We start from the raw sequence: 25,757 nt of genomic DNA on the forward strand, positions 1-25,757 counted from the left end.
GCGAAACCCATGGACGGCATCCAGGCCCCGCCCTACCGCGTCAACGAGCTGACGCCCGACCCGAATGTGAGCTTCGACCCGAAGGTCGCCGCCTCCTACGTGAAATACGCGCACTGGCTGGCCGCGCGCGGCCTCGTGAATTCCAGCGTCGGCGGCATGGTCGTGCGCGTGCCGCATCCCGACTATCCCGACGGCATCTGCTACGCCAAGCCGCAGGGCGTGAGCCTGGAGGAGGCCGAGGTCGAGGACCTCGTCATCACCGACATCCCCTATGGCCGCATTCTCGCGGGCGAGCGCGCCACCACCGTCGGCCACCAGATGAACCGCGAGATCCTGCGGCTGCGCCCCGACGTGAACTGCGTGATCCACCTGCACCACGACGAGACCATCGCCTTCCTCGCCTCGGGCTACGAGGAGATCCGGAGCTTCAGCCTCACCTACGGCTTCCTGATGCAGAAGCCGGCCTTCTACCTGCCGGCCAGCATCAACGTCGAGGAGGATGTGGCGCCGATCAAGACCTTCATCCAGGACACCAACTGCATCATCATGCGGCGCCACGGCTTCACCGTGCTCGGCCGCACGCTGTCCGAGGCCTATCACCGCACCTGCGTGCTGGTCTCCGAGGTGAAGCGCAACATCATCGTGGAGACCCTGACCTCGCGGAACGGCAGGACGCCGGAGGTCATCACCGAGGAGGAGCTTTCCTACATGTGGACCAAGGGCGATTCCGTGATGTACCCGGAGGTCGTGAAGCGGCAGGGATAGCGGAGGCGGCGCTGCGCGACCTTGATCTGCAGGCCACGCGAGCCGCCATCGCCACCGGCGATCGAGCCCCCGAGCCGGTCTGCGTGCCGCCGCTGGTCGAGGCGGCGCGGCTTCCCGGGCATCTGAACGCACCCGTCCGCGAGCTGACCCTGCGGCTCGTGCGCCAGCTCCGCGCCGAGCGCTCCCGTGCCTCGGGCGTCGACGCGCTGATGCAGGAATTCTCGCTCTCCAGCCAGGAGGGCGTGGCGCTGATGTGCCTCGCCGAGGCGCTGTTGCGCATCCCCGACGCCGACAACCGCGACCGGCTGATCCGCGACAAGCTCGGCGGCGCCGACTGGCGCCGGCATCTCGGCGCCAGCCCCTCGCTCTTCGTGAACGCGGCGAGCTGGGGGCTGCTCATCACCGGCAAGCTGGTGACGACGAGCAGCGAGCGCGGCCTGACCGCCACCATCACCCGCCTCATCGCGCATGGCGGCGAGCCGTTGATCCGGGCGGGCTTCGATCTCGCGATGCGGCTGCTCGGCCGGCAGTTCGTGCTGGGCCAGGACATCGCCGAGGCGCTGGACCACGCGCGCCCGATGGAGGCGAAGGGCTTTCGCTACTCCTTCGACATGCTGGGCGAGGCGGCGATGACCGCCGCCGATGCCGGGCGCTACACCGAGCAGTACCGCGCGGCGATCGAGGCCATCGGCGCTGCGCATGCGGGGCGCGGCGTCTACGCCGGCGCGGGCATCTCCGTGAAGATCTCCGCGCTGCATCCGCGCTACTCCTACGCGCAGCCGCAACGGCTGATGGGGGAGATCCTGCCCCGCCTGCGCGCCCTCGCGCTTCAGGCGGCGCGGCACGGCATCGGCTTCAACATCGACGCGGAGGAGGCCGACCGGCTGGAGCCCTCGCTCGACCTGCTGGAGGCGCTGGCGGCCGATCCCAGCCTCGGCGACTGGCAGGGGCTGGGCTTCGTGATCCAGGCCTATCAGAAGCGCGCGCCGGCGGTGATCCGCCACGTGATCGCGCTGGCCCGAAGGCATGGCCGGCGGATCATGATCCGGCTGGTCAAGGGCGCCTATTGGGACAGCGAGATCAAGCGCGCCCAGGTGGACGGTCTCCCCGGCTATCCGGTCTTCACGCGCAAGCCTTACACGGATGTCTCGTACCTGGCCTGCGCGAAGATCCTGCTGGATGCGCGGGCTGATGTCTTTCCGCAATTCGCCACGCACAACGCGCAGACGCTGAGCGCCGTGTACCACCTCGCGGGCGAGAATTTTCGCGAGGGCGACTGGGAGTTCCAGTGCCTGCACGGCATGGGGGAGGGGCTCTACGCGCAGGTGGTGGGAGCCGCCAATCTCGGCCGTCCCTGTCGCATCTACGCGCCCGTCGGCAGCCACGAGACGCTGCTGGCCTATCTCGTCCGACGGCTGCTGGAGAATGGCGCGAACACCTCCTTCGTGCATCGCCTCGTGGACGACGACGTGCCCATCGAGGCGCTGGCCGAGGACCCCGTGCAGGAGGCCGCGCGCCTGCACGGCGCGCCGCATCCCAAGGTCGCGCTGCCCGTGCAGATGTTCCGCGACCGGCCCAATTCGACGGGCTACGACCTCTCCGCGCCGCCCGCGCTGCGCGCCATGCAGGACGCCATCGCGGCCAGCCGCGCGCGAGGCTTCACGGCCGGCGATGCGGCCTGGCCAGCCAGGCCCGTCCTCAACCCCGCCGACCATCGCGACGTGGTCGGCGAGGTGCGCGAGGCGCCGGCCGCGGCGGTGCCGGAAGCGCTGGCGCGTGCGGAAACCGCCGCGCCGGGCTGGGCGGCCTGCCCCGTCGAGACCCGCGCCGCCCTGCTGGAGCGTGCGGCCGAGCTCTTCGAGGCGCATCGCGACACCTTCGTCCCGCTCGCCATCCGCGAGGCCGGCAAGACCATGGCCAATGCCGTGGGCGAACTGCGCGAGGCGGTGGACTTCCTGCGCTACTACGCCGCCCGCGCCCGCGAGCTGGATGGCGCGCCGCTCGGCCCGGTCGTCTGCATCAGCCCCTGGAATTTTCCTCTCGCGATCTTCACGGGCCAGATCTCGGCCGCGCTGGCCGCGGGCAACACGGTCATCGCCAAGCCCGCCGAGCAGACGCCGCTGATCGCCGCCGCCGCCGTCCGGCTGTTGCACGAGGCCGGCATCCCCCCAGGCGTGCTGCAGCTCCTGCCCGGCGACGGCGCCACGATCGGCGGCGGGCTGGTGACGGATCCGCGCTGCCGGGGTGTGGTCTTCACCGGCTCCACCGAGGTCGCGCGCCTGCTCCAGCGCACGCTCTCGGCGCGCGGCGACGTTCCGCTCATCGCCGAGACCGGCGGCCAGAATGCCATGATCGTGGACAGCTCCGCGTTGCCCGAGCAGGTGGTGGCGGACGTGCTCTCCTCCGCCTTCGATTCCGCGGGCCAGCGCTGCTCGGCGTTGCGCGTGCTCTGCCTTCAGCATGAGGTCGCGCCGCGCGTGCTCGAGATGCTGGAGGGCGCCATGGCGGAGCTCGCCCTCGGCGATCCCTCCGATATCGAGACGGATGTAGGCCCGGTGATCGATGCGGAGGCCGAGGCCGGGTTGCGCGACTATCTCGCGCGCCGCCATCAGCGCTTCGCGCTGCCGCTGCGCGGCAACACCGTGCATGGCAGCTTCATCCCGCCCAGCCTGATCGAGATCGGCGCTGTCGCCGATCTCGGCCGCGAGGTCTTCGGCCCCGTCCTGCACGTGCTGCGCTTCGAGCGGGACAGGCTCGGCGAGCTGGTCGATGCGCTGAACGCGACGGGCTATGGCCTGACGCTCGGCGTGCATTCGCGCATCGACGAGACGATCGATTTCGTCACGGCGCGGGCGCATGTCGGCAATGCCTATGTGAACCGCAACATCATCGGTGCCGTGGTCGGCGTGCAGCCCTTCGGTGGCGAGGGGCTTTCGGGCACCGGCCCCAAGGCCGGCGGCCCGCTCTACCTGCGCCGGCTGGTGCGGGCAGGGCCCTTACCGCGCCTCGACGGCATCCGCGATGAGAGCGTGCTGGCCGGCTTCGACCGGCTCGCCGCACTGCCGGAAGCGGCGCCGCTGGCCGGCCTGCTCGCGGAATTCCGCGCGGCCACGCCATTGCCGGTCACGCTGACTTTGCCCGGCCCGGTGGGCGAGACCAACACGCTGCGCTTCGCCGGGCGCGGCTCCGTGCTGGTCCTGGCCGGGGAAATGTCTGGTCTGATGACGGGTCTCGCCGCAGCGCTGGCCACCGGGAATGCCGCGATCGCGCCGCGGGGCCCCGAGGCGGATCGCCTGAACGCCCAGCTGCCGGCCGAATTCCGTATCAGGATCGTCGAGGACTGGCGCGCCGCGGACTGCGCGGCCGTGCTGGCCTTCGCCCCCTTCGATGCCGCGGAAGCCAGGAAAGCCTTCGCTTTCCGCGAGGGACCGCTCACCCCCGTGATCGACCGGGTCGAGCCGGCCTCCCTCCTGCGGCTCGTCGCCGAGCGCACGCTCTCCGTGAACGAGGCGGCCGCCGGCGGCAATGCGCAACTCATGACGATCTGATCGGGAATCCACCCGTTTTCCCATCGATTTGTCTGGTCGTGTCGTGCCATGAGCAAGGGGAGATTGGAGGATTCGGCATGGATGGCGGTCGGCACATGGTGGAGAGCTACGGTCCCGTGGCGCCGTCGAAATTCGGCCGCCTCCCGGCGGGCCGCTCGCCGCTGTACCAGGCCCTGGCTGACCAGGTGCAGAAGGTGGTCGGCAAGCTCCGGCTGCCGCCCGGCGCACAGCTTCCCACCGAGGATCAGCTCGCGCGCCACTTCGGCGTGAGCATGATCACCGTGCGCGGCGCGCTGCGGGAGCTGCAGCAGCGCGGCCTCATCGAGCGCCGGCAGGGGCGGGGCACCTTCGTGGGCGCGCCGCGCGCGCCGACGCCGGAATGGGGCGTCGGCAGCATCGACGAGATCCAGGCCGCGAACCGCCTCGCCGAGGTCCGCCTGCTGCGCAGCCAGCGCGACCCCATCCCGGACTGGGCGGCCGAGCCGCTCGGCCTCGCGCGCGGCGAGGCGGGTCAGCACCTGCGCGTCGTGCGCCTGCGCGACGGCACGCCCTTCATGATGACGGACGCCTTCTACCCGGAGGCGATCGGCCGCGTGCTGGCCCGCCAGCCGCTCGACAACCTGCTCCAGCGCAACCCGCTGCTGGTGGAGGTGGCGGAGCTGCTGACGGGCGAGCGCATGACCGAGATCCATCAGAGCATGACCGCGATCCGCGCGACGGCCGAGGTCTCGCGCATCCTCGACGTGAAGGCCGGCGACCCGCTGCTGGCGATCACGCGCGTGAATCGGACCTCGTCCGGCAGCATCCTCCAGGTCGCGCGCTCGACCTACCGCACGGATGTCGCGACCTACACGATGCACATGCGGCGGAGCTGAGGCTTTTTTCGCCCTCAGACGCCGGGCGGCCGCGTCCGCGGCCTTGGCTTCGCCGCGCGACCGGGCGGCGCCGACCGCCTTGCGGCCGGATGCGGCACTGATGCCCCGAGCTTCGCGACGTTGATCGTCTACCCCCGAAAGAGTGTCATCGTCGCGCGCAGGTGACGCAGCAGATGAGTCGCCGCCAGCGGCAGACGCCGGCCGCGCCGCGTGATGAGATGCGCCTCCGAGCTTTCCAGGAAGGCGTCATGCGCTTCCAGCGCGACGAGGCGGCCTTCCTCCAGCTCGCGCGCCACGGCGAAGCCGGTGGTGATGAGCACGCCGTTCCAGTCCTCGGCGAAGCGCAGCAGCGCGCGCAGGGAGTTCGCGGTGAGCCGAGGCACCAGCCGCAATTTGCCGCGATGCTCGGCGGAGAGCAGCACCTGGCGCACGCCGTAGCCGCCCGGCAGCAGGCCAAGCTCGCAGGAGCGCAGGTCGTCCAGCGTGATCTTGCGGCCCAGCAGGGCGAGCTCATGGCCCGGCCGCGTGACGATGCGCATGGGATGGCGGCGCGAGGCGTGGGACTGCACGCGCGGCTCGGGCGGCAGGTTGTAGAGCAGCGCCATCTGCGCGCTGTCCTCGATGACACGGCGCAGCAGCTCGTCGGTGCTGCCGACCTGCAGGTCGATCTGGAGCTGCGGGTGGCGCTCGGCGAAGCCCTTGAGCGGCGGTCCCATCGCCTCGCCCAAAAAGCCCTCGCCGAGGGCCAGCGAGACGACGCCGCGGCGCATTTCCGAGATGTCCTGGATCTGCGCCACCACCTCGCCGAGGCGTGAGCGCTGCTCCTCGAAATACTCGGCGAGCAGGGCACCGGCCTCGGTGGGCTTCACGCCGCGGCCGTGGCGCTCCAGCAGCGCGATCTGCAGGTCGTCCTCCATCTTCATGATCTGCCGGCTGAGGGCGGAGGGGCTGATGCCCAGCCGCTCGGCGCCGCCGCGCACGGAGCCCGCGGCCGCCGCCTCGTGCAGGTAGAGCAGCCGGCGGTTGTCGAGCTGCGCGAGCCGTCCAGCCAGGGAAAGCCGTTGTTTTTCCGAGAGAAGTGACCGGGCGGGGAGGGACATCGGACCATACCTCCGTTGCCGTTCCGGCAACGCTTGAGCCGAGAAAAGCGACACCGTCGCGTCGTCCGTATGACACCATCGCGACCCGCTGAATACAGTCCGGAGACCTCCGCATGACCGAACCGACGCCCGCGCCCGAGGAGCCGACCATCCTCTATTCCATCAAGGGCAAGGTCTGCACCATCACCATGAACCGGCCGCGCGTGCTGAACTCGATCAACCGCGCGATGAAGACCGAGTTCGTCGAGGCCTTCGACCGTGCCGAGGCCGATCCGGAGGTGAGTGTCGTGGTGCTGCGCGGCGCGGGCCGGGCCTTCTGCGCTGGCGTGGACCTCAAGCAGGCGGCGATCGACCCCTGGGACCACACGGTCGGCGGCTGGCGCTGGCACCTCACCGGGTGCCTGGCGATGTGCCTGCGCATGTGGACGCTGACCAAGCCGGTGATCGGCGCGGTGAAGGGCCATGCGCTGGGCTCGGGCTGTGACCTCGCGCTCTCGACGGACCTCACGGTGTGCGCGGCCGATGCGAATTTCGGCGAGCCGGAGATCCGTGGCATCTCGGGTCCGCCCGGCCTGATGATGCCCTGGGTGGTCGGCCTCAAGCGCGCGAAGGAGTTGCTGCTCTTCGGGGATTCCGTGAATGCCGAGCAGGCCGAGCGCTATGGCATGGTGACGCGCATCTTCCCCAACGAGAGCTTCGACGAGGAGGTGGAGAAGTACGCGCATCGGCTGGCGAACGTCCCGGCCGTCGCGCTCGCGCTGAACAAGCGCAGCATCAACAAGAGCTTCGAGATGATGGGCCTGCGCAACGCGCTGGACTTCAACACGGAGATGATGATCTCGACCAACATGTCGAAGGACGCCAGCCAGCGCGAGGCGCGCCGCAAGCAGATCGCCGAGGGCGGGCTGAAGGACATGCTGGCGAAGCGGGATGCCGGCGTTGCTTGAGGCCTTTCTCGCGCCGACTTCCGTCGCGGTCGTCGGCGCCTCGGGCGACGCGAACAAGATCGGCGCGCGCCCGCTGCGCTACCTCAGGAAGTACGGCTTTGGGGGCGCGATCTATCCGGTGAACCCGCGCGGCGGCGAGATCGACGGGCTCGCCTGCTACACCGATGTCGGCGCCATTCCCGGTCCGGTGGACTGCGCCATCATCGTCACGGCCGGCGAGCATGTGATGGCATCGCTGCGCGCCTGTGCGGCGAAGGGCGTGCGCGCGGCCGTCGTGATCAGCGCGGGCTTCGGCGAGACCGGCGAGGCCGGCCGCGCCGCCGAAGCCGAGATGGCCGCCATGGGTGCGGCCGGCATGCGCGTGCTTGGGCCGAACAACCAGGGCACGGTGAACCTCGTCACGGGGACGGTCGTCGGTTTCAACCCGCTGCTGGAGGCGGTGGAGTTGTTCCGTCCGGGCAGCATCGGGCTGGTGAGCCAGAGCTCGGGCATCGGCTTCGGCCTGATGGGGCTCGGCATCGAGCGCGGGCTGGGCTTCGCGCATCTCGTCACCACGGGGAACGAGGCCGATCTCAGCTTCGCCGAATGCGCCATGGCGCTGCTGGAGCGGGACGAGGTCCGCGTCGTCATGGGCGCGCTGGAGGGCGTGAAGGATGTGGCGCAGCTTGCCCGCCTGGCCGCGCGCTCGCAGGAGTTGGACAAGCCGGTGGTGGTGCTGAAGGGCGCGACCAGCCAGGCCGGCGGACGTGCCGCCGCCTCGCACACGGGATCGCTGGCGGGGCAGGGGGCGGTCTTTTCCGCTTTTTGCCGCCAGCACGGGATCGTGGAGGCGCAGAGCTTCGACGAGCTGCTGGACCTCGCGCAGGCCTTCTCGGGACAGGCGCCGCCGCGCCCCGGCCGTCGCGTGGCGATCGCGACCGGCACGGGCGGCACCGCCGTCCTAATGGCCGATGCGCTGGACCGCGAAGGTTTTTCCCTCCCCGCGCCGTCGGCCGGGACCGAGGCCGCGCTGCGCAAGGTGCTGCCGGCCATCGCGAGCTTCGGCAATCCCATCGACATGACCACGGCCAATCTCGGCAACCGCAGCCTCTTCCTGGAGACGGCGAAGCTGATCGGCGCCGACGGCGGCTACGACTCCCTGGTCACGGTGGTCGGGCCTGCGGTGGGGCAGGGCGGCGTGGACTACGCCCGCCAGATCATCGCCGCCGCCGAGCACGTGCCGGGCATGTTCGTGTCGTGGTCCGCGCCGGATGGCCCGGGACAGGCGATGCTGCGCGAGGCCTGCATCCCGGTCGTGCCCTCGCCGCAACGGCTGGGCAAGGTCATGGCGGCCTGCCGTGCGCGGGCGGAGTTCGCCGATCGCGTCGTGGCGCCGCCGACGCCCATGTCTGGCCGGGAGCAGCGGATCGCGAAGGCGCGTGCGATGCTGGACGCCGTTCCCGGCCGAATGCTCGCCGAGCATCAGGCCAAGGCGCTCTGCGCCCTCTGGGATCTGCCGGTGACGCGCGAGATCCTGGCCGTCGATGCGGAGGCTGCCGTGAAGGCCGCGCAGCAGATCGGCTTCCCCGTCGCGCTGAAGCTGCAATCCGCGTCCATCGGCCACAAGACGGAGATCGGCGGGGTGCTCCTCGGCCTCGCCGACGCCGAGGCTGTGACGGCCGGCACGGCGAAGCTGCTCGATGCGGCGAGGACGCACGCGCCCGAAGCCGTCATCGACGGCGTGCTGGTGCAGGAGATGGTGAAGGGCCTCGGCGAGGTCATCGTCGGCACTGTGACCGATCCCTCGCTCGGCCCCGCCGTCATGGTCGGCCCCGGCGGGGTCCTGGCGGAGATCATCGAGGATGTCGCCTTCCGCATTGCCCCCTTCGACGCCGCCGAGGCCGCTCGCCTGCGCAATGAGACGCGCCTCGCGAAGATGGTGAACGGCGTGCGCGGCGGTGCCGCCTGGGACGCGGCGGCGCTCGACGCGCTGCTCGCCCGGGTCTCGGTGATGGCCGACGAGCTCTCCGGCCTCGTCGTGGAAATCGATCTCAACCCGGTCATCATCCGCGCCGAGGGCGCGGTGGTCGTCGATGCCCTGGTGGTGAAGGCCTGAATCCGGACCGGCGGAAAGCCGGCCGAAAAGAACATGGGAATGCGCCGGCGGTAAACCTCAACCCAGGATGGTCCGCATGTTGTTGTCCAGACGCACACTTCTCGCCGCGCCCGCGCTGATCGCGGGCACGGCCGCCCAGGCCCAGGGGACCTACCCGGACAAGCCCGTCCGGCTGGTGATCCCCTTCGTCGCCGGCGGCGGCACTTCCGTCATCGGGCGGCTCTTCGCGCAGTACATGACGCCGGAGCTCGGCCAGCCCATCGTCATCGACAACCGGCCCGGCGCCGGCGGCAACCTCGCCGCCGAGCACGTCGCCCGCTCGGCGCCCGATGGCTACACGATCTTCTACGGGACGCTCGGCATCCTCGCGATCAACCCCGCGCTCTACCGCACGGTGCCCTTCGATCCGCTCAAGGACTTTTCCACGATCACGCGCATCACCACCGCGCCCAACGTGCTGATCGTGAACCCTGCGGTTCCCGCCAACAGCCTGCAGGAGTTCATCGCGCTCGCCCGCGCGCGGCCCGGCCAGCTCAACTACGGCTCGGGCGGCAGCGGCACCACGACGCACCTCTCCGGCGAGATGCTGAAGGCGATGACGGGGATCGAGATCACCCATATCCCCTATCGCGGCGACGGTCCCGCGATCGTGGACCTCCTCGCCAATCGCGTGCAGTTCATGTTCGGCAATCTCAACGGCGTGACGCAGCTCATCCAGCAGGGCCAGGTGCGGCCGCTCGCCATCACCAGCGCCCAGCGCTGGCCCTCTGTGCCCGACATCCCGACCTTCGACGAGCAGGGCGTGAAGGGCTACGAGATCTCGGGCTGGAGCGGGCTCGTGGCGCCGGCCGGGACGCCGGAGCCGATCATTCGCAAGGTCTACAATTCGGTGCAGTCCGCACTGCGGCAGGCACCCCTGCGCCAGCGCCTCGGCGAGCTCGGACTCGAGGCGATCGGGGACACGCCGGCGGAATTCACCCGGGTGATCGAACAAGACCTCGCGAAATGGCGGGAAGTCGTGCGAATCTCCGGCGCGACGGTGGATTGAGAGGGGCACTGCCCCCTCAAACTCCCCACCAGGGGCCCAGTGGGACGACCAATGGGCCCTGGACCCGCGGGGACTGGAGAGGATGGCACGGTTTTCTCTGGCACTCGGTGGTGCGGCGCTCGGCTGGCTGGCAGCGATCGTCATCACGCTGTGCATCGATGCCCGACTCGTCATGCTGCTCGTCTTCTGGCCGGTCTACGGTATCCACTTCCTGATCTCGGGATTCCTGGCCGCGCTGCTCACCGCGCTTCTCGGTCGGCGCCTGCCGCGCGGCGGCATCCTCCTTGTCGCCGCCCTGCTGACGGTCGTCCTCTTCGCCGCCCTCCCGCTCTGGCTCTTCTCGGTGAACTCCGGCCGGGTTTGACTCCGGCCCGCAACAAGGCGCAGGATTCCCTCATCCAAGGGGAGCCCTTTCCGCAGGGCTGAGATTCCGCGAGCGACGCGGTCACCCTTCGAACCTGATCCGGGTCATGCCGGCGAAGGGATGGGCAACTCGGCGTCACAGCCACCTCCCTTCGTTCAATCTATTGCGATGGGAGTCCGAGAATGCCCGATAGCCTGCCGCCGCAAGGCCCCAACGTCACCACCGGCCCGCTGCCCGCTTCGCGCAAGCTGCACGTCGCCGGTCAGCTCCACCCTGACATCCGCGTCGCCATGCGTGAGATCGAGGTCTCCGGCGGCGAGCCGCCGCTGCGCGTCTACGACACCTCCGGCCCCTACACCGACGCCCGCATCGTGACCGACATCGGCCGCGGCCTGGCGCCGCACCGCCACGAGTGGATCATGGCCCGCGGCGACGTCGAGCACATCGCCGGCCGCGAGCAGAAGCCCGAGGATGACGGGCTGAAGGTCGGCGAGGAGCGTCGTGTTCCCCTCTTCGACCGCCAGGGCCGCCTGCCGCTGCGCGCCAAGGCGGGCAAGGCCGTGACGCAGCTCGCCTATGCCCGCGCCGGCATCATCACGCCGGAGATGGAATACATCGCGATCCGCGAGAACATGGGCCGCGCCGCGGCGCTGGGCATGAAGCGGGACGGCGAGAGCTTCGGCGCTGATATCCCCGACCACGTGACGCCGGAATTCGTGCGCAGCGAGATCGCCCGCGGCCGCGCGATCATCCCCGCCAACATCAACCACCCCGAGAGCGAGCCGATGATCATCGGCCGCAATTTCCTGGTGAAGATCAACGCGAACATCGGCAACTCCGCGGTGTCGTCGAGCGTCGCCGAGGAGGTGGACAAGCTCGTCTGGGCCATCCGCTGGGGCGCCGACAATGTGATGGACCTCAGCACCGGCCGGAACATCCACACCACGCGCGAATGGATCCTGCGCAACTCGCCCGTGCCGATCGGGACGGTGCCGATCTACCAGGCGCTGGAGAAGGTCGGCGGCAAGGCCGAGGAGCTCACCTGGGAGATCTTCCGGGATACGCTCATCGAGCAGGCGGAGCAGGGGGTGGACTATTTCACCATCCATGCCGGCGTGCGGCTGGCCTATGTGCCGCTGACGGCCGAGCGCGTGACGGGCATCGTCTCGCGCGGCGGCTCGATCATGGCGAAGTGGTGCCTCGCGCACCACAAGGAGAGCTTCCTCTACGAACGCTTCCCTGAGATCTGCGAGATCATGCGCGCCTATGACGTCAGCTTCTCGCTGGGCGACGGTCTGCGTCCCGGCAGCATCGCCGACGCCAACGACCGCGCGCAGTTCGCCGAGCTGGAGACGCTGGGCGAGCTGACCAAGGTGGCCTGGGAGCAGGATGTGCAGGTCATGATCGAGGGCCCCGGCCACGTGCCGATGCACAAGATCAAGATCAACATGGAGAAGCAGCTCGAGGAGTGCGGCGAGGCGCCCTTCTACACGCTCGGACCGCTGACGACCGACATCGCGCCGGGCTACGACCACATCACCTCCGGCATCGGCGCGGCGATGATCGGCTGGTTCGGCTGCGCCATGCTCTGCTACGTGACGCCCAAGGAGCATCTGGGCCTGCCCGATCGCGACGACGTGAAGACGGGCGTGATCACCTACAAGATCGCGGCCCATGCGGCGGATCTGGCGAAGGGGCATCCGGCGGCGCAGATGCGCGACGACGCGCTCTCGCGGGCGCGCTTCGAGTTCCGCTGGCGCGATCAGTTCAACCTGGGCCTGGACCCCGAGACGGCGGAAAAGTTCCACGACCAGACCTTGCCGGCCGAGGGCGCCAAGCTCGCGCATTTCTGCTCGATGTGCGGTCCGAAATTCTGCTCGATGAAGATCACGCAGGAGATCCGCGACGCCGCCCAGAAGGGCATGGACGAGATGAGCGAGAGCTTCCGCGGCAATGGCGGTGCGATCTACCTGCCGCCGGTGGCCGCGGGCGACTGAGGCAAAAAGGGGAGGGCGCGAGCCCTCCCCGGATCGACTATGCCGAGGTTGAAGCCTCGCGCTTATCCTTCGCGCGCTTCAGCGCGCAGAGCCCGGCGACGCCGACGGCGCCCGTGACGGCGACACCCGTCATGGCCACTGCCGCAGCCGTGCCGCCCGCGACCGCCCCGGCGGCAAAGGCGCCGCCCAGGGCCATCTTCGCGAGCCGTTTCCGCGCGCGGAGCAATTTCAGGATCATCGTCTGTCTCCTTCGAGGATCAGATTTGGCCCCGAACCTGCTCCACGCAAGCGATCACCGGAACGGGATCGCGTATTGCAGCCCGCCCTGGTTCCACAGCCCGTTCAGGCCGCGGGGCAGCTTCAGCGGGCTGGCCTGGCCGAGGTTGCGCTCGAAGACCTCGCCGTAATTGCCGACGGCGCGGATCATGTTCAGCGCCCAGGCGTTGTCGAGCCCGATGCGCGAGCCGAACTCGCCGGTCCGGCCGAGCAGGCGCTGCACCGTCGCATCCGTGCTGGAGGCGGCCTGCTGCTGCGCGTTCGCCTGCGTCACGCCGGTCTCCTCGGCCTCGACCAGTGCGTAGTGGACCGAGGTGATGATGTTCGCCCACTGGTCGTCGCCGTTGCGCACGAAGGGGCCGAGCGGCTCTTTGCTGATGGTCTCGGGCAGCACCATGTACTGCGCCGGGTTCGGCGCGATGGTGCCGACGGCGCCGGCGAGCGCCGAGGCGTCCTGCGTCATGGCATCGCAGCGGCCCGCGAAGAAGGCGGAGTACATCGTGTCGATGCGCTCGAAGACCACCGGCTGGAAGCGGATGTTCCTGGCACGCGCGATGTCGGCGAGGTTCAGCTCATGCGTCGTGCCCTGGGCCACGCAGACGGTGGCGCCGTTGAGGTCCTGTACCCGCGCCACGCCGGCGTCGCGGCGGACGGCGAAGCCCTGGCCGTCGTAGAAGTTCACCGGCAGCTGCCGCAGGCCGATGGAGTTGCCGCGCAAAAAGGTCTGCGTGGAGTTGCGGTAGAGCACGTCGATCTCGCCGGCCTGCAGCGCGGTGAAGCGGTTCTGCGCGGTCAGGGCGACGAAGCGCACCTTGGTCGCGTCGCCGAGCACGGCGGCGGCCACGGCGCGGCAGTAGTCGGCGTCGAAGCCGCGCGTCTCGCCGCGGCTGTCGGCGGCGGAGAAGCCGGCGAAGCCCTGGCTCACGCCGCAGATGAGGGTGCCGCGCTGGCGCACCGTGTCGAGAGTGGCGGCGGAGGCGCCGCCGGCCCAGGCCGCGGCGACGGTGGCTGCGGCAAGCAGCAGGTTGCGGAACATGTTTTTCTTTCCTTCTCTCAGTGACTGGTGGAAGCGATCGCGGCGTCCACGGCCTCGCCGAGGATCGCGACGATATCGTCGATCTCGCCCGGCCTGACGATGTAGGGCGGCGCGAGTAGCACGTGGTCGCCCCGCTGGCCATCGGCGGTGCCGCCGGAGGGGTAGCAGCCGAGGCCGCGCTCGAAGGCCGCGGATTTCACGCGGGCGTGCAGCTTGAGCTTCGGGTCGAAGCTGGTCTTCGAGGCGCGGTCCTGCACCAGCTCGATGGCGCGGAACAGCCCGCGGCCCCGGATATCGCCGACATGGCGGTGGTTGCCGAAGCGCTCCTGCAGCCGTTCCTCGAGCCGGGCGCCCATGGCGCGGACGTTGGGCAGCAGGTCCTCGTCGCGGATGACCTTCTGCACCTCGAGCGCGGCGGCGCAGGCCATGGGATGCGCGAGATAGGTGTGCCCGTGCTGGAAAGCGCCGGAGCCGTCGCGCATCGCGGCGACGACGTGGCCGGAGGCGAGCACGCCGCCGATCGGCTGATAGCCGCCGCCGAGGCCCTTCGCCACGGCCTGGATGTCGGGCGAGACGCCCTCCTGCTCCCAGGCGTGCAGCGTGCCGGTACGGCCCATGCCGGACATCACCTCGTCCAGGATGAGCAGCGCGCCGTGCCGGTCGCAGATCTCGCGGACAGCCCGGAAGTAGCCGGGCGGGGCGGTGACGCAGCCGGAGGTGGCGCCGACCACGGGCTCGGCGACGAAGGCGGCGACGTTGTCAGGGCCAAGGCGCTGGAATTCCGCTTCGAGCTCGGCGGCGAGGCGGGCGGTGAAATCGGCCTCGCTCTCGTTCTCGCGCATCTCGCGATAGGCGAAGGCGGGCGAGACGTGGCTGAAGGCGTCGGAGAGCAGCGGCGCGTAGGGCGCGCGGCGCCAGGCGTTCCCGCCGGCGGCGAGGGCGCCGAGCGTGTTGCCGTGATAGCTCTGCCGTCGCGCGATGAAGCGCGTGCGCTGCGGCTGGCCGAGTTCCACAAAGTACTGGCGCGCCATCTTCAGCGCGGCCTCGACTGCCTCCGATCCGCCGCAGACGAAGTAGGCGAAGGTGAGGCCGCCGGGCTCGTGCCCGACGAGCATCTCCGCCAGCTCCTCGGCGGGCTCGGAGGAGAAGAAGCCGGTATGCGCATAGGCGAGCTTCCCTGCCTGTTTCCGGATCGCCTCGACCACCCGGGGATGCCCGTGCCCGAGGCACGACACGGCCGCGCCGCCGGAGGCGTCGATGATCTCGCGACCGCCGGCCTCGACGAGCCGGATGCCGTGGCCGCCGACCGCGATGGGCGGGGCCTCGCGCAGGGAACGGTGCATCAGGCGGGTCATGGTCATTCCTTGGGTCGAAGATAGGCGGTGTGGGTGGCGATGCGGCCCTCGGCCTGGCGCAGGCGCTCCTGGCCCTTGGCGCCGGCGCGCGCGTAGAGCAGCGCGGCCAGCGCCTGGACCAGCGCGACGCAGGCTGTCAGCGAAGGAAAGAAGCCGGCCGTCGGCGTGCCATAGGTCAGGGTGGCGGCGGCGCCCTCGGCGATGGGCGCGGCGGCGCTGTCCACGATCGCCAGCACCTGCGCGCCCGCGCCGGCCGCGGCCCGGGCGGCGAGCAGGCTGTCGCGCGAATAGGGCGCGAAGCCGAAGAGGACCAGCACCTCATCGCGACGGAAGGCGCCGAGCTCCAGGTCGAGCAGGCCGCCGGCGCCGGTGACCAGCGTCACCTCGGGGCGGAAGAGACGGTAGAGGTAGTGGAAGAGCAGCGCCGGCGCGTGGCAGCTGCGGAAGCCCGCGACATGCACGCGTGGGGCGGCCTCCAGCAGGGCGGCGGCGGCGGCGAGGTCTTCCTGGCCCAGCGCCGAAAGGCTCTGCCGGTCGGCGGCGAGCATGGCTTCCACCACGCTGTCGTCAGCGGGCAGGTGCTCGGAATAGGGGGCGGGCGGGGTGATGCGCGCGGCTTCGACCAGGCCGAGGCGCAGCTCCTCCCAGCCGGGATGGCCGAGCGCCTGGGCGAGGCGGGTGAAGTTGGCGGCCGGCTCGCCGGAGCGGCGCGCGAGCTCGCGCATGGGGATGGTGGCGGCGTCGAAGGGATGAGCAGCCACGTAGCGCGCGGCGGCGGCGAGGCGCGGCGAAAGCTGCCGCGCGGCGGATTCGAGCTGTGCGATGACGCTCATGATACGTTTGTATCATGATTTGAAAATTTTGCAATGAACGTTTCGTCTGGCGTCAGCCGTGGCGGCCGACGAAGTCCAGGACGGCACGCGCGCAGGCTTCCGGATGCGTCGCCGCCACATGGTAGGAATCGCCCGGCACCACCATCAGCTCCGAGCGCGGGATGGCCTTCTGCCACTCCCGCACGGACTCCACCGAGCCCAGCCCGCTGCCGTCCGTGGTGACGACGAGGGTGGGGCAGGCGATCCGCGGCAGCTCCGCCCGCACGTCGATGGCCGGCACGGAGCGGATGAAGCCCAGCTGCGTGGTCCCGGGCGTCCGGCCCATGAGCTTTGCCCAGCCCTCGCGCATCTCGGGCGTGGAGGCGGCGCCGAGACGGCCCGGCATGGTCCAGCGCGCCCAGCTCTCGACGCCATGCGCCTCGAGATGCGCCACCCAGGAGGCGGCGCGATCGCCGAGCGAGGCCTCGGCCGAGACCAGCCCGCCCACCACGGCGAGCGTGCGCAGCCGCGCCGGCTCGCGCGCGGCCATGCGCAACGCGATCGGGCAGGCGATCTTGGCCGCGACGACGTGGAAGGAGGCCAGCCCGAGCTGGTCCGCGAGGGCCAGAAAGTCGTCGATGATGCCGTCCACCGACCAGGCGTGGTCGAGCGGCATCGGCGTGGAGCGCCCGAAGCCGCGCATGTCCGGGCGGATCACGCGGAAGGCGCGGCCCATCAGCGGCATCCAGGAATTCCAGGCCTCGCCGCTCTCGGCATTGCCGTGGAGCAGCAGCATCGGCTCCGGGTCGCGCCAGGGATCGCCGAAGGATTCGTCGCGGAAAAACATCTCCAGCCCCGGATCGATGCGGGTCAGCGGCATGCGGATTCTCCTGATGTCATTCCGGGCTGATGCCGGCCTCGCGGATCACGCGGGTCCATTTCGCGATGTCCGTGCGGATGCGGTTGGCGAAGGCATCGGGGTCGCTGGGCGCGGCGTCGGCGCCGAGCTGTGCGAGGCGGCGGATCATGGCCGCGTCGGACAGGATCGCGCGGACCTCGCGGCCCAGCTGCTCGACGATGGGCGCGGGCGTTCCGGCCGGCGCCAGCAGTCCGTTCCAGCCGAGCACCTCGTAGCCCGGCAGGCTGTCGGCGATGGCCGGGACATCCGGCAGCGCCGGCGAGCGCTCGGGCGAGCTCACGCCCAGGCCGCGCAGCTTGCCCTCGCGGATCTGCGGGATGGCCGTGGCCGGCGTGTCGAAGAACATGGAGACGTCGCCGCGCAGCAGCGCCGTGTGGCCCTCGGGCGCGGCGCGATAGGGGATGTGCGTCAGCTCGATCCCGGCCATGGAGCGGAAGAGCTCGGCGCCCAGATGGCCGAGGCTGCCGGCGCCGACGGAGGCGTAGGTCAGCCGGTCCGTGCGGGCGAGGGCGATCAGCTCGGCGGTGGTCCGTGCGGGCAGGGACGGCGGCACGACCAGCACGAGGGAGACCGTCGTCACCGTGCTGATCGGCGCGAAGGCGCGTTCCGTGTCGTAGGGCAGCCGCGTCTTGAGGCCGGGATTGAGCATGTGGCTCGGGAAGGCCATCAGCAGCGTCGTGCCGTCGGGCTCGGCGCGGGCGGCGGCCTCCGTGCCGATGACGCCGCCGGCGCCGGGGCGGTTCTCCACGACCACCGGCTGGCCGAGCCGGTCCGCCAGCCGCTCGGCCATGATGCGCGCGAGGATGTCGGTGATGCCGCCGGCGCCGGTGGGCACGATGATGCGGAGCGGCTTGGACGGAAGGCTTTGCGCGCCCGCCGCGAGGGGGGCGGCGAGCAGGGCCGCGGCGGCGGCGCGTCTTGGGATCGGCATGGCGTTTCCCTCACTTCGTTACAAAGTGAGTATAACGTCCTGCGCGTCCGGGCCGTCAGAAAAACGCGACGGCCCGCATTTGCCGGTCTGAGGCTATCCGCGCAGGCTCTCGACCATCGCGCCATAGGTCAGGTTCTTGAAGACCATGCGCGTGTGGCCGCGGCTGCTCGGGCCCTGGCCCATGAAGACGCCGACCAGCTTCTCCGAGCGATCGATGGTGAAGGTGGTGCCCCAGGCGCCGGCCCACATCGCATCGCCCTGGTTGCCCGTGGCGGCCCCGAGCCCGTCCTGCCGGCGCACCGCGAAGCCCAGGCCGAAGCCGTAGCCCGGCCCCGTGCTGGCCATCGGCGAGCCGCCCATCGTGCCCATGTGGTCGGAGAGCATGTAGTTCACGGTGGGCGCGGCGAGGTAGCGCCGGCCTTCCAGCGTGCCGCCGTTCGCCACCATCTGCACGAAGCGGAAGTAGTCGCCGCTGGTGCCGACAAGGCCCGCGCCGCCCTTGAGGTAGCTCTTGCCCGCCTGGTCCTGCTCGATGCGGTAGGCCTGCCACATGGGCACGCTCTGCGGGTCGGAGGCGATGCTTTCCGCGATGCGCGCGCGGCGGGCGGGCTCCACCCACCAGGTGGTGTCGCGCATGCCCAGCGGCTCGGTCAGGCGCTCGGCGATGAGGCGGTCGAGGCGCTGGCCGCTGGCGCGCTCCAGCAGCAGGCCGAGCACGTCGGTGCTGATGGAGTAGAAGAACTGCGCGCCGGGCTGGAAGAGCAGGGGGATGGTGCCGAGGTTGCGCAGCATCTCATCGCCGGTCACTTGACGGGTGACGGCCTCGATGTCGTGCTGCTTGTAGAGGTCCTTGATGCGCGCGGAGGGCGAGGCGTCGGAATAGACGAAGCCCGAGGAGTGCCGCAGCAGGTCCTGCACGGTGATCGGGCGCTGCAGCGCCACGTCCTCGAAGCGGTCGCCGTTGCGGACCTCGACCTTGAGGTTGGCGAGCTCGGGCAGCCACTGGGTGATGGGGTCGGTGACCTTCAGGCGGCCCTCCTCCATCAGCATCATTGCGGCGACGCTGGTGAGCGGCTTGGTCATGGAGGCCAGCAGGAAGATCGACTCACGCGTCATCGGCACGCGGCGGGCGTTGTCCTGGTGGCCATAGGCCTCGTGATGGATGACCTGGCCGTTGCGGGCGATGAGGGCGACGGCGCCGTTGAAGCTGCCGCGCTCCACCTCGCGCTCCATGGCGGGCTGGAAGCGGGCGAGGCGTGCGCGGGAAAAGCCCTGCACGAGGTCCTCGCGGCGCTCCATCTCCTGTGCGCGGAGGATGGCGGGCGTGAAGAGGGCGCCGCCGGAGAGCAGCGCCAGGTGTCGGCGTTCGATCATGGTTGTTTCTCCCGTGTGGCGGCCTTTCCCGGCCGCTCGCGGGGCAGCCTAGCGCATGTCCGTCAGGTTAAGAACCGGACACGCATCAGGTGCGGATCAGCGGGCATCCGCCCTCGTTGAGCGGCCGGAACGCGTCCTCGGCGCCGACGGTCGAGATCAGCTTGTAGTAGTCCCATTCACGGCGGCTCTCGGCGGGGCTCTTTACCTCGAAGAGATAGGCCGGGTGGATCTTGCGCCCGTCCTCGCGCACGCGGCCGGGGCCGAAGGCGTCGTCGTCGGTGGGCATGCGCTTCATGACGTTGATCACCTCGATGCCCGAGGCCTTGGCGCGTGCCACGCCCACCTCGGCGACGGCCTTGAGGTAGTGGATGGCGCAGGAGTAGGTGCCAGCATGCTCCTGGCCCGGCATGTTCGCCGGCGTGCGGCGCAGGATGCGCTGGGCGAGGCCGCGCGTGCGGTCGTTGAGGTCGTGGTAGAAGACCTCGGAGAGCAGCATGCCCTGGGCGGCCTCCAGGCCGATCGCCTTGATGTCCTGCACGAACATGATCATGCCCGCGAGCTTCTGGCCGCGCCGCGTCAGGCCGAACTCGTGGGCCTGCTTCACGCAGTTCTGCGTGTCGGCGGCGGCCATGGCGAGGCCGACGACCTTCGCGCGGCTCGCCTGGGCCTGGACCAGGAAGGACGAGAAGTCGGTCGTGCCAGGGAAAGGGTACTTCGCGCTGCCCAGCATGCGCCCGCCGGCGCGGGTGACGAATTGCCCGGTGTCGCGCTCCAGCTGATGGCCGAAGGCATAGTCGGCGGTGATGAAGTACCAGCTGTCGCCGCCCGCGCGCACGGCCGCCCCGCCCACGACATTGGCGAAGACCCAGGTGTCGTAGGTCCATTGGATCGTGTGCGTGCTGCACTGCGCGCCCGTAAGCGCCGAGCTGGCGGCGCCGGAGGCGAGCTGCACCTTGTCCTTCTCGCGGACCAGATTCGCGACGGCGAGGGCCACGGCGCTGTTGTTCACCTCGCAGATCATGTCCACGCCGGCCGTGTCGATCCAGCGGCGGGCCAGCGCCAGCGCGGCATCGGGGCGGTTGAGATGGTCGCCCTGGACGACCTCGACGTTGATGCCGCGCTGCGCGAGGCCGAGATCCTCGATGGCCTGCTGCACGGCGGCGAAGGAGGTGGGGCCGGAGGTATCGCGATAGGGGCCGGAGAAGTCGGCGAGCACGCCGATGCGGATGGTGTTGTCGCAGGCCTGGGCATGGCTCTTCGCGGCGATGGCACTGGCCGCGGCCGCCCCGAGGGCGCCGCGGCGGGTGATGCGATTCATGGTGCTTCCATCCCTGGATTTTCCGGGATGCTGCGTGAGGACGTCGCCCTCACGCAAGCGCAATCAGCGGAAGACGAGATGCGGCAGGAACAGCACGATCGCGGGCACGTAGGTGATCACCATCAGGCAGGCGAAGATGACCGCGATGAAGACGAGGAGGTAGCGCATCATCTTGTCGATGCTGGTGTTCGCCACCTGCGCCGCGGCGAAGAGGTTCACGCCGAAGGGCGGCGTGATCATGCCCAGCGCCAGATTCACCACCATGACGGTGCCGAAGTGGACCTGGTCGATGCCCAGGCGCTCCGCGGCCTCGGCGAGGATCGGCGCAAGCACGATGATGGAGGCCGAGGTCTCGACGAACATGCCGACCACGAAGAGAAAGAGGTTCACGCCCAGCATGTACATGCCGGGCCCCTCGAAGTTCGCCACCAGCCATTCGGCCGCGGCATCCGGCACGCCCTGGCGGTTCAGCAGCCAGGAGAAGAGCCCCGCGCAGGCGATGATGAACATGATCACCGACGACGAGATCACCGACTTGCGGAAGATCGGGTAGAGGTCGCGCCAGCCGATCTCGCGGTGCAGGAACATCCCCACCAGGATCGCGTAGACCACGGCGATGACGCTGGCCTCGGTCGGCGTGGTGATGCCGCCATAGATGCCGCCGAGGACGACCACCGGCATGAAGAGCGCCCAACCGGCCTGCTTGAGCGCGGTCAGGAAGGGCAGGCGGCCGATGCCGTCCTGCTTGCCCCAGCCCATGATGCGGCACCAGATCAGCACGGTTGCGACCAGCGCGCCGCCGATGAGGAAGCCCGGCCCGAAGCCCGCGATGAAGAGCTCGGGGATCGAGGTCTGGGTGGTGACGCCGTAGAGGATCATCGGGATGGAGGGCGGGATGATCACGCCGAGCTCGGCTGCCGTGGCCTGCAGCGCGGCCGCGAAGGCCACGGGATAGCCGTGCTTCACCAAAGCCGGGATCATCACCGCGCCGATGGCGAAGGTGGTGGCGACGGAGCTGCCGCTGATGGCCGCGAAGATCATGCAGGTGACGATGCAGGTGGCCGGCAGCCCGCCCTGCACGCCACCGACGATGGATTTCGCGAATTCGACCAGCCGGCGCGAGATGCCGCCGACGTCCATGAGGTTGCCGGCCAGGATGAAGAAGGGGATCGCCGCCAGCGGGAAGCGGTCCAGCGAGACGAAGAGCTGCTGCGCGGCCACGATCAGCGGGAAGCTGGTGAAGCCCGCCACGCCGATGATCGCGGCGATGCCGATGGCGACGGCGACCGGGATGCTGGCGGCGAAGAGCACCAGCATCGCGGTGAGCATGGCGGAGCTCATACGGCCATCTCCAGCTCTTCCGCGCGTCGGTCGAGGAAATGCCCCAGCGCTCCCAATATGGCGAAGGCGGCGCCGATGGGCAGGGCTGCGTAGCCCCAGCTCATCGAGACCTCGAGGCCCGCCATTTCCTGGAACTGCACGCGCTCGGCCATGATCCATCCGAACCAGAGCAGCACGCCCATCAGGGAGAGGTTGCAGGCCAGCGCCGCCGCCTCCAATGCACGGCGGAGCGCGCCGCGGGAGTGGCGGTGCGCCACGTCGATGGAGACCAGCGCGCCCGTGCGGAGCGCCGCCGCGAGGCCGAGGAAGGCCATCCAGATCAGCGCCGTTCGCACCAGCGCCTCGGACCAGATGGAGGGCGTCTCCGTCGCGAAGCGCGCGACGACCTGCCAGAAGCCGGCGACGACAGCGACGGCCAGCGCCGCGCAGGCGAGCACGGTCGCGAGGCCGGTCGCGATCCGGTCGGCCGCGAGGACGCCGCTCCGGACCGTGCCGTCCCGCCCGGAGAGCCAGAGGGCGAGCAGCACCACCGCCACCGTCGCGGCCGCCACGATCTCCAGCGGCAGCAGGTTCATCGCATTCATGCGGGGGCTACTGCGCCGGGCGCCAGTCGCGGATGCGGCGCAGCAGCGCGCCGTCCAGCGTGCGCTCGTACTCGGCGAAGGCCGGGGCCAGCGCGGCCTGGAAGGCGGCGGTGTCCACCGTCGTGACCACGGTCATGCCGCGGCGGCGCAGCTCCTCGACGCCCGAGGCGTCGTCGGCGGAGACGCGGGCGCGGTTGGCGGCCTGGGCGGCGCGCGCTGCCTCCAGGAAGGAGGCGCGGTCGGCGGCGTTGAGCCGGCCCATCGTGCCGGGATTGCAGATCAGCAGCGCCGGCGAATAGACATGCGAAGTGAGCGTCAGGAAGCGCTGCACCTGGTTGAGGTTGTTCGCCACGATCACCGGGATCGGGTTCTCCTGCCCGTCCACCGTGCCCTGCTGCAGGGCCGGCACCAGCTCGGAGAAGGCCATCGGCGTGGGCAGCGCGCCCAGCGTGGTGAAGGCCCGCATGTGCACCTGGTTCTCCATGGTGCGGACCTTCAGCCCGCGCATGTCGGCCGGCAGGTTGACCTCGCGGCGGCTGTTGGTGAGGTGCCGGAAGCCGTTCTCCAGCCAGATCACGCCGACCAGGCCGCGGGAGTTGAACTGGTTCAGGATGGATTGGCCGATCTCGCTGTCCAGCACGCCGCGCGCGTGGGCGTAGTCGCGGAAGAGGAAGGGCACGTCCACGTTGCGCACGGCCGGCACGAAGTTCCCGACCGGGCCGGTGGAGGTGATGGTGCAGTCGATCGTGCCGATCTGCGCGCTCTCCACCATCTCGCGCTCGTTGTCGTTGCGCTGGATGTTGACGCGGTAGCGGTTGCCGGTGAGCCGTTCCAGCGTCTGCTTGAAGGCGGTGGCGCCGTCGCCGTAGTGACTGGCCAGCGGCAGCGGATGCTGGAGGGTGATCTGGGTCTGGGCCCAGGCCGGGGTGATTGCCGGCCCGGCCATCAGGCCGGAGAGCCCGGCGGCAAGCGCCGTGCGGCGGATCAGGGACATGCGATTTCCTCCTCGGGTTTCCTTGTCCTCACGGATACGTCATGCCGGGCACGGCATGCAATCCAGGGTGGTAATCGGCCGCCCGATGGCGCACCTGACCGGCCTCAGGCATCATCCCCGGCCCTTGAGGAGAGACCCATGACCCTGCGCTGCGACCTCGTCATCCGCGATGCCACCGTGTTCGACGGCACGGGCGCGCCCCGCTTCCGTGGCGACGTGGCCGTGGAGGGCGACCGGATCGTGGCGGTGGGCGACCTCGGCAGCATGGCGGGCGCCGAGGAGCTCCTGGCCAAGGGCCGTGCCCTGGCCCCCGGCTTCATCGACGCCCACACCCATGACGACCGTCTCGTGACCTGCGGGCCGGAATGCGTGCATTGCAAGACCAGCCAGGGCGTCACCACCGTCGTCGTCGGCAATTGCGGCGTCAGCCTGGCGCCCGTCCGCATGACGAAGCGCCCGCCGCCGCCGCTGGACCTGCTGGGCGACGAGAGCTGGTTCACCATGGGCAGCTTCGGCGAATATGCCGAGGCGCTGAGGAAGCGCCCGACCGCGGTGAACACCTTCGCCTTCTGCGGCAACATGTCGCTGCGCGTGGAGGCCATGGACGGCGACGTCTACCGGGCCGCCAAGGACCACGAGATCGTGAAGATGCAGGACCGCCTGCGCGAATCCCTGCAGCAGGGCGCCTGCGGCTTCTCCACCGGCCTCTACTACCCGCCCAATGCCCAGGCGACGACCGAGGAGGTCATCGCCATCGCCGAGGTCGTGGCCGAGGTGGGCGGCATGTACGCCACCCACATGCGCGACGAGGCGGACCACGTGCTCGACAGCATCCGCGAGACCCTGCGCACCACCCGCGAGGCCGGCGGCGAGACCGGCGCGCTCGACCTCTGCATCAGCCACCACAAGTGCAGCATGAGCGAGAACTTCGGCCGCTCGCGCGAGACCCTGGCGCTGATGGACGCCATGGCCCAGGACCAGCCGGTGGCCTTCGACGTCTATCCCTATCCCGCCGGCTCCACCGTGCTGATGCCCGACAAGCTGCGGCAGGACGTGCAGGTGCAGATCACCTGGTCCGTGCCCTTCCCGGAGATGGCGGGCCGCAACCTCGACGCCATCGCGCAGGAATGGGGCATGACGCGCCGGGCCGCCGCCGACAAGCTGCTGCCCGCCGGCGCCATCACCTTCCAGATGGACGAGGCCGACGTCCGCCGCATCATGGCGCATCCGCGCTCGATGATCGGCAGCGACGGCATCCCGCATGACGCCAAGCCGCATCCGCGCCTCTGGGGCACCTTTCCCCGGGTGCTCGGCATGTATGTGCGCGACGTGAAGCTCTTCAGCCTGGAGACGGCCGTCCACAAGATGACCGGCCGCACCGCCTCCATCTTCGGCCTGCCCGATCGGGGCACCATCCGCCCCGGCAACTTCGCCGACCTCGTCCTCTTCGACCCCGCCCGCGTCAAGGACAACGCGACCTGGTCCGAGCCGGACCTCGTCTCCGACGGCATCGAGCGGGTCTGGTGCAACGGCGTGACCACCTACACCGAGGGCTCCGAGCCCGGCACGGCGGCGCCCGGCCGCTTCCTCGGCAATCCCCGGCTCAAGCCCAAGTGAGGGCCGATCCGCAGGTCTCGGATCGGATGCAGCCCGGCACCAAGCGGCGGGCCCTGTTCCTCTTCCTCATGATCGCCTTCGCCGTCGCGATCGTCGCGACCATCTGGCCCAACCATCGCGGGCGCACGCAGATCGAGCTCTACCTCCGCCAGGGCCAGCGGCAGGGCGCGGTCCTGCTGAAGCGCGACATCGACCAGCTCTCGCCCGAGGGGCAGGACCCGGGGCCGGCCATCCAGCATCTCGGCGCGCTCGGGCTGAGCTGCGCCGCACCGGCGACCAACACCGGCGAATGGACCTGCGTGATGCGCCGGCCCGGCGACAACCGCCAGATGATCACCATCGAGGCGACGATCCGCGTCGAGCGCGGCCTCGTCGCCGAGACCACCGCGCGCATCACCGAAACGCATCGCTGAAAGCTTTGCGGGCCGGGTTTGCCGATGCGGTTGGCGCGGCTACACCAG

22 protein-coding genes and 1 riboswitch are annotated in these 25,757 nt (G+C 70.2%); of the genes, 10 read left to right on the forward strand and 12 right to left on the reverse strand.

What is annotated here, in order from left to right:
* Positions 1-9: 9 nt before the first annotated feature.
* The 3 genes from AC1ROY_RS09630 (at position 10) to AC1ROY_RS09640 (ending at position 5,188) form a co-directional block, all read left to right on the forward strand.
* Complete coding sequence (locus AC1ROY_RS09630) at positions 10-765, forward strand: class II aldolase/adducin family protein (RefSeq protein WP_493148583.1); 756 nt, start codon at positions 10-12, stop codon at positions 763-765.
* On the forward strand, positions 762-4,313 hold the full coding sequence (putA, locus tag AC1ROY_RS09635) for a bifunctional proline dehydrogenase/L-glutamate gamma-semialdehyde dehydrogenase PutA (protein ID WP_493149017.1): 3,552 nt from the start codon (positions 762-764) through the stop codon (positions 4,311-4,313). The genes AC1ROY_RS09630 and putA overlap by 4 nt, the downstream gene beginning before the upstream one ends.
* 77 nt (positions 4,314-4,390) lie before the next feature.
* Positions 4,391-5,188, forward strand: coding sequence for a GntR family transcriptional regulator (locus AC1ROY_RS09640; protein ID WP_493148584.1), 798 nt, complete (start codon positions 4,391-4,393; stop codon positions 5,186-5,188).
* Positions 5,189-5,316: 128 nt separating this feature from the next.
* Here AC1ROY_RS09640 and AC1ROY_RS09645 read toward each other — a convergent pair whose 3' ends face one another.
* Positions 5,317-6,288, reverse strand: coding sequence for a LysR family transcriptional regulator (locus AC1ROY_RS09645; RefSeq protein ID WP_493148585.1), 972 nt, complete (start codon positions 6,286-6,288; stop codon positions 5,317-5,319).
* A gap of 113 nt (positions 6,289-6,401) precedes the next feature.
* Here AC1ROY_RS09645 and AC1ROY_RS09650 point away from each other — a divergent pair, with 113 nt between their 5' ends.
* The 5 genes from AC1ROY_RS09650 (at position 6,402) to thiC (ending at position 12,739) form a co-directional block, all read left to right on the forward strand.
* Complete coding sequence (locus AC1ROY_RS09650) at positions 6,402-7,235, forward strand: enoyl-CoA hydratase/isomerase family protein (protein WP_493148586.1); 834 nt, start codon at positions 6,402-6,404, stop codon at positions 7,233-7,235.
* Positions 7,228-9,330 carry an acetate--CoA ligase family protein gene (locus tag AC1ROY_RS09655; RefSeq protein WP_493148587.1) on the forward strand — a complete coding sequence of 701 codons (2,103 nt, stop codon included), beginning with the start codon at positions 7,228-7,230 and terminating at the stop codon, positions 9,328-9,330. Before AC1ROY_RS09650 ends, AC1ROY_RS09655 begins: the two co-directional genes overlap by 8 nt.
* 76 nt (positions 9,331-9,406) lie before the next feature.
* Complete coding sequence (locus tag AC1ROY_RS09660) at positions 9,407-10,378, forward strand: Bug family tripartite tricarboxylate transporter substrate binding protein (RefSeq protein WP_493148588.1); 972 nt, start codon at positions 9,407-9,409, stop codon at positions 10,376-10,378.
* Between the two features lie 82 nt (positions 10,379-10,460).
* Positions 10,461-10,742 carry a hypothetical protein gene (locus tag AC1ROY_RS09665; protein WP_493148589.1) on the forward strand — a complete coding sequence of 94 codons (282 nt, stop codon included), beginning with the start codon at positions 10,461-10,463 and terminating at the stop codon, positions 10,740-10,742.
* A gap of 27 nt (positions 10,743-10,769) precedes the next feature.
* A riboswitch (TPP riboswitch) is annotated at positions 10,770-10,880 on the forward strand.
* Positions 10,881-10,924: 44 nt separating this feature from the next.
* A complete protein-coding gene (gene thiC, locus AC1ROY_RS09670) occupies positions 10,925-12,739 on the forward strand; it encodes a phosphomethylpyrimidine synthase ThiC (RefSeq protein ID WP_493148590.1) in 1,815 nt (604 codons plus the stop codon).
* Positions 12,740-12,776: 37 nt separating this feature from the next.
* On the opposite strand, the gene AC1ROY_RS09675 is transcribed toward thiC, so the two are convergent.
* From AC1ROY_RS09675 to dctP, 11 genes are all read right to left on the reverse strand, one after another.
* On the reverse strand, positions 12,777-12,977 hold the full coding sequence (locus AC1ROY_RS09675; RefSeq protein WP_493148591.1) for a hypothetical protein: 201 nt from the start codon (positions 12,975-12,977) through the stop codon (positions 12,777-12,779).
* A gap of 54 nt (positions 12,978-13,031) precedes the next feature.
* A complete protein-coding gene (locus tag AC1ROY_RS09680) occupies positions 13,032-14,051 on the reverse strand; it encodes an amino acid ABC transporter substrate-binding protein (protein ID WP_493148592.1) in 1,020 nt (339 codons plus the stop codon).
* A 17-nt stretch (positions 14,052-14,068) separates the two neighbouring features.
* Positions 14,069-15,406, reverse strand: a complete 1,338-nt coding sequence (locus AC1ROY_RS09685; protein WP_493148593.1) for an aspartate aminotransferase family protein — start codon at positions 15,404-15,406, stop codon at positions 14,069-14,071.
* A gap of 2 nt (positions 15,407-15,408) precedes the next feature.
* The gene (locus tag AC1ROY_RS09690) at positions 15,409-16,239 is read right to left on the reverse strand and encodes a MurR/RpiR family transcriptional regulator (RefSeq protein ID WP_493148594.1); all 831 of its coding nucleotides are present in this window, start codon (positions 16,237-16,239) and stop codon (positions 15,409-15,411) included.
* A gap of 52 nt (positions 16,240-16,291) precedes the next feature.
* On the reverse strand, positions 16,292-17,098 hold the full coding sequence (locus tag AC1ROY_RS09695) for an alpha/beta fold hydrolase (protein ID WP_493148595.1): 807 nt from the start codon (positions 17,096-17,098) through the stop codon (positions 16,292-16,294).
* 16 nt (positions 17,099-17,114) lie between these two features.
* Positions 17,115-18,068, reverse strand: a complete 954-nt coding sequence (locus AC1ROY_RS09700; protein WP_493148596.1) for a tripartite tricarboxylate transporter substrate binding protein — start codon at positions 18,066-18,068, stop codon at positions 17,115-17,117.
* A gap of 93 nt (positions 18,069-18,161) precedes the next feature.
* Positions 18,162-19,442: a serine hydrolase domain-containing protein gene (locus AC1ROY_RS09705; protein ID WP_493148597.1), complete on the reverse strand. Its 1,281-nt coding sequence runs from the start codon at positions 19,440-19,442 to the stop codon at positions 18,162-18,164.
* 85 nt (positions 19,443-19,527) lie between these two features.
* Positions 19,528-20,760: an ABC transporter substrate-binding protein gene (locus tag AC1ROY_RS09710; RefSeq protein ID WP_493148598.1), complete on the reverse strand. Its 1,233-nt coding sequence runs from the start codon at positions 20,758-20,760 to the stop codon at positions 19,528-19,530.
* A 63-nt stretch (positions 20,761-20,823) separates the two neighbouring features.
* On the reverse strand, positions 20,824-22,101 hold the full coding sequence (locus AC1ROY_RS09715) for a TRAP transporter large permease (protein WP_493148599.1): 1,278 nt from the start codon (positions 22,099-22,101) through the stop codon (positions 20,824-20,826).
* Positions 22,098-22,685 carry a TRAP transporter small permease gene (locus tag AC1ROY_RS09720; protein ID WP_493148600.1) on the reverse strand — a complete coding sequence of 196 codons (588 nt, stop codon included), beginning with the start codon at positions 22,683-22,685 and terminating at the stop codon, positions 22,098-22,100. The genes AC1ROY_RS09715 and AC1ROY_RS09720 overlap by 4 nt, the downstream gene beginning before the upstream one ends.
* Positions 22,686-22,692: 7 nt before the next feature.
* Positions 22,693-23,679: a TRAP transporter substrate-binding protein DctP gene (dctP, locus tag AC1ROY_RS09725; RefSeq protein ID WP_493148601.1), complete on the reverse strand. Its 987-nt coding sequence runs from the start codon at positions 23,677-23,679 to the stop codon at positions 22,693-22,695.
* Positions 23,680-23,817: 138 nt separating this feature from the next.
* On the opposite strand from dctP, the gene AC1ROY_RS09730 reads away from it, so the two are divergent.
* Together AC1ROY_RS09730 and AC1ROY_RS09735 are read left to right on the forward strand one after the other, a co-directional pair.
* A complete protein-coding gene (locus tag AC1ROY_RS09730; protein ID WP_493148602.1) occupies positions 23,818-25,296 on the forward strand; it encodes an N-acyl-D-amino-acid deacylase family protein in 1,479 nt (492 codons plus the stop codon).
* Positions 25,297-25,322: 26 nt separating this feature from the next.
* Positions 25,323-25,709: a hypothetical protein gene (locus AC1ROY_RS09735; protein WP_493148603.1), complete on the forward strand. Its 387-nt coding sequence runs from the start codon at positions 25,323-25,325 to the stop codon at positions 25,707-25,709.
* Positions 25,710-25,757: the final 48 nt, after the last annotated feature.

The organism is Roseococcus sp. GW821-FHT12F05, from assembly GCF_058806835.1.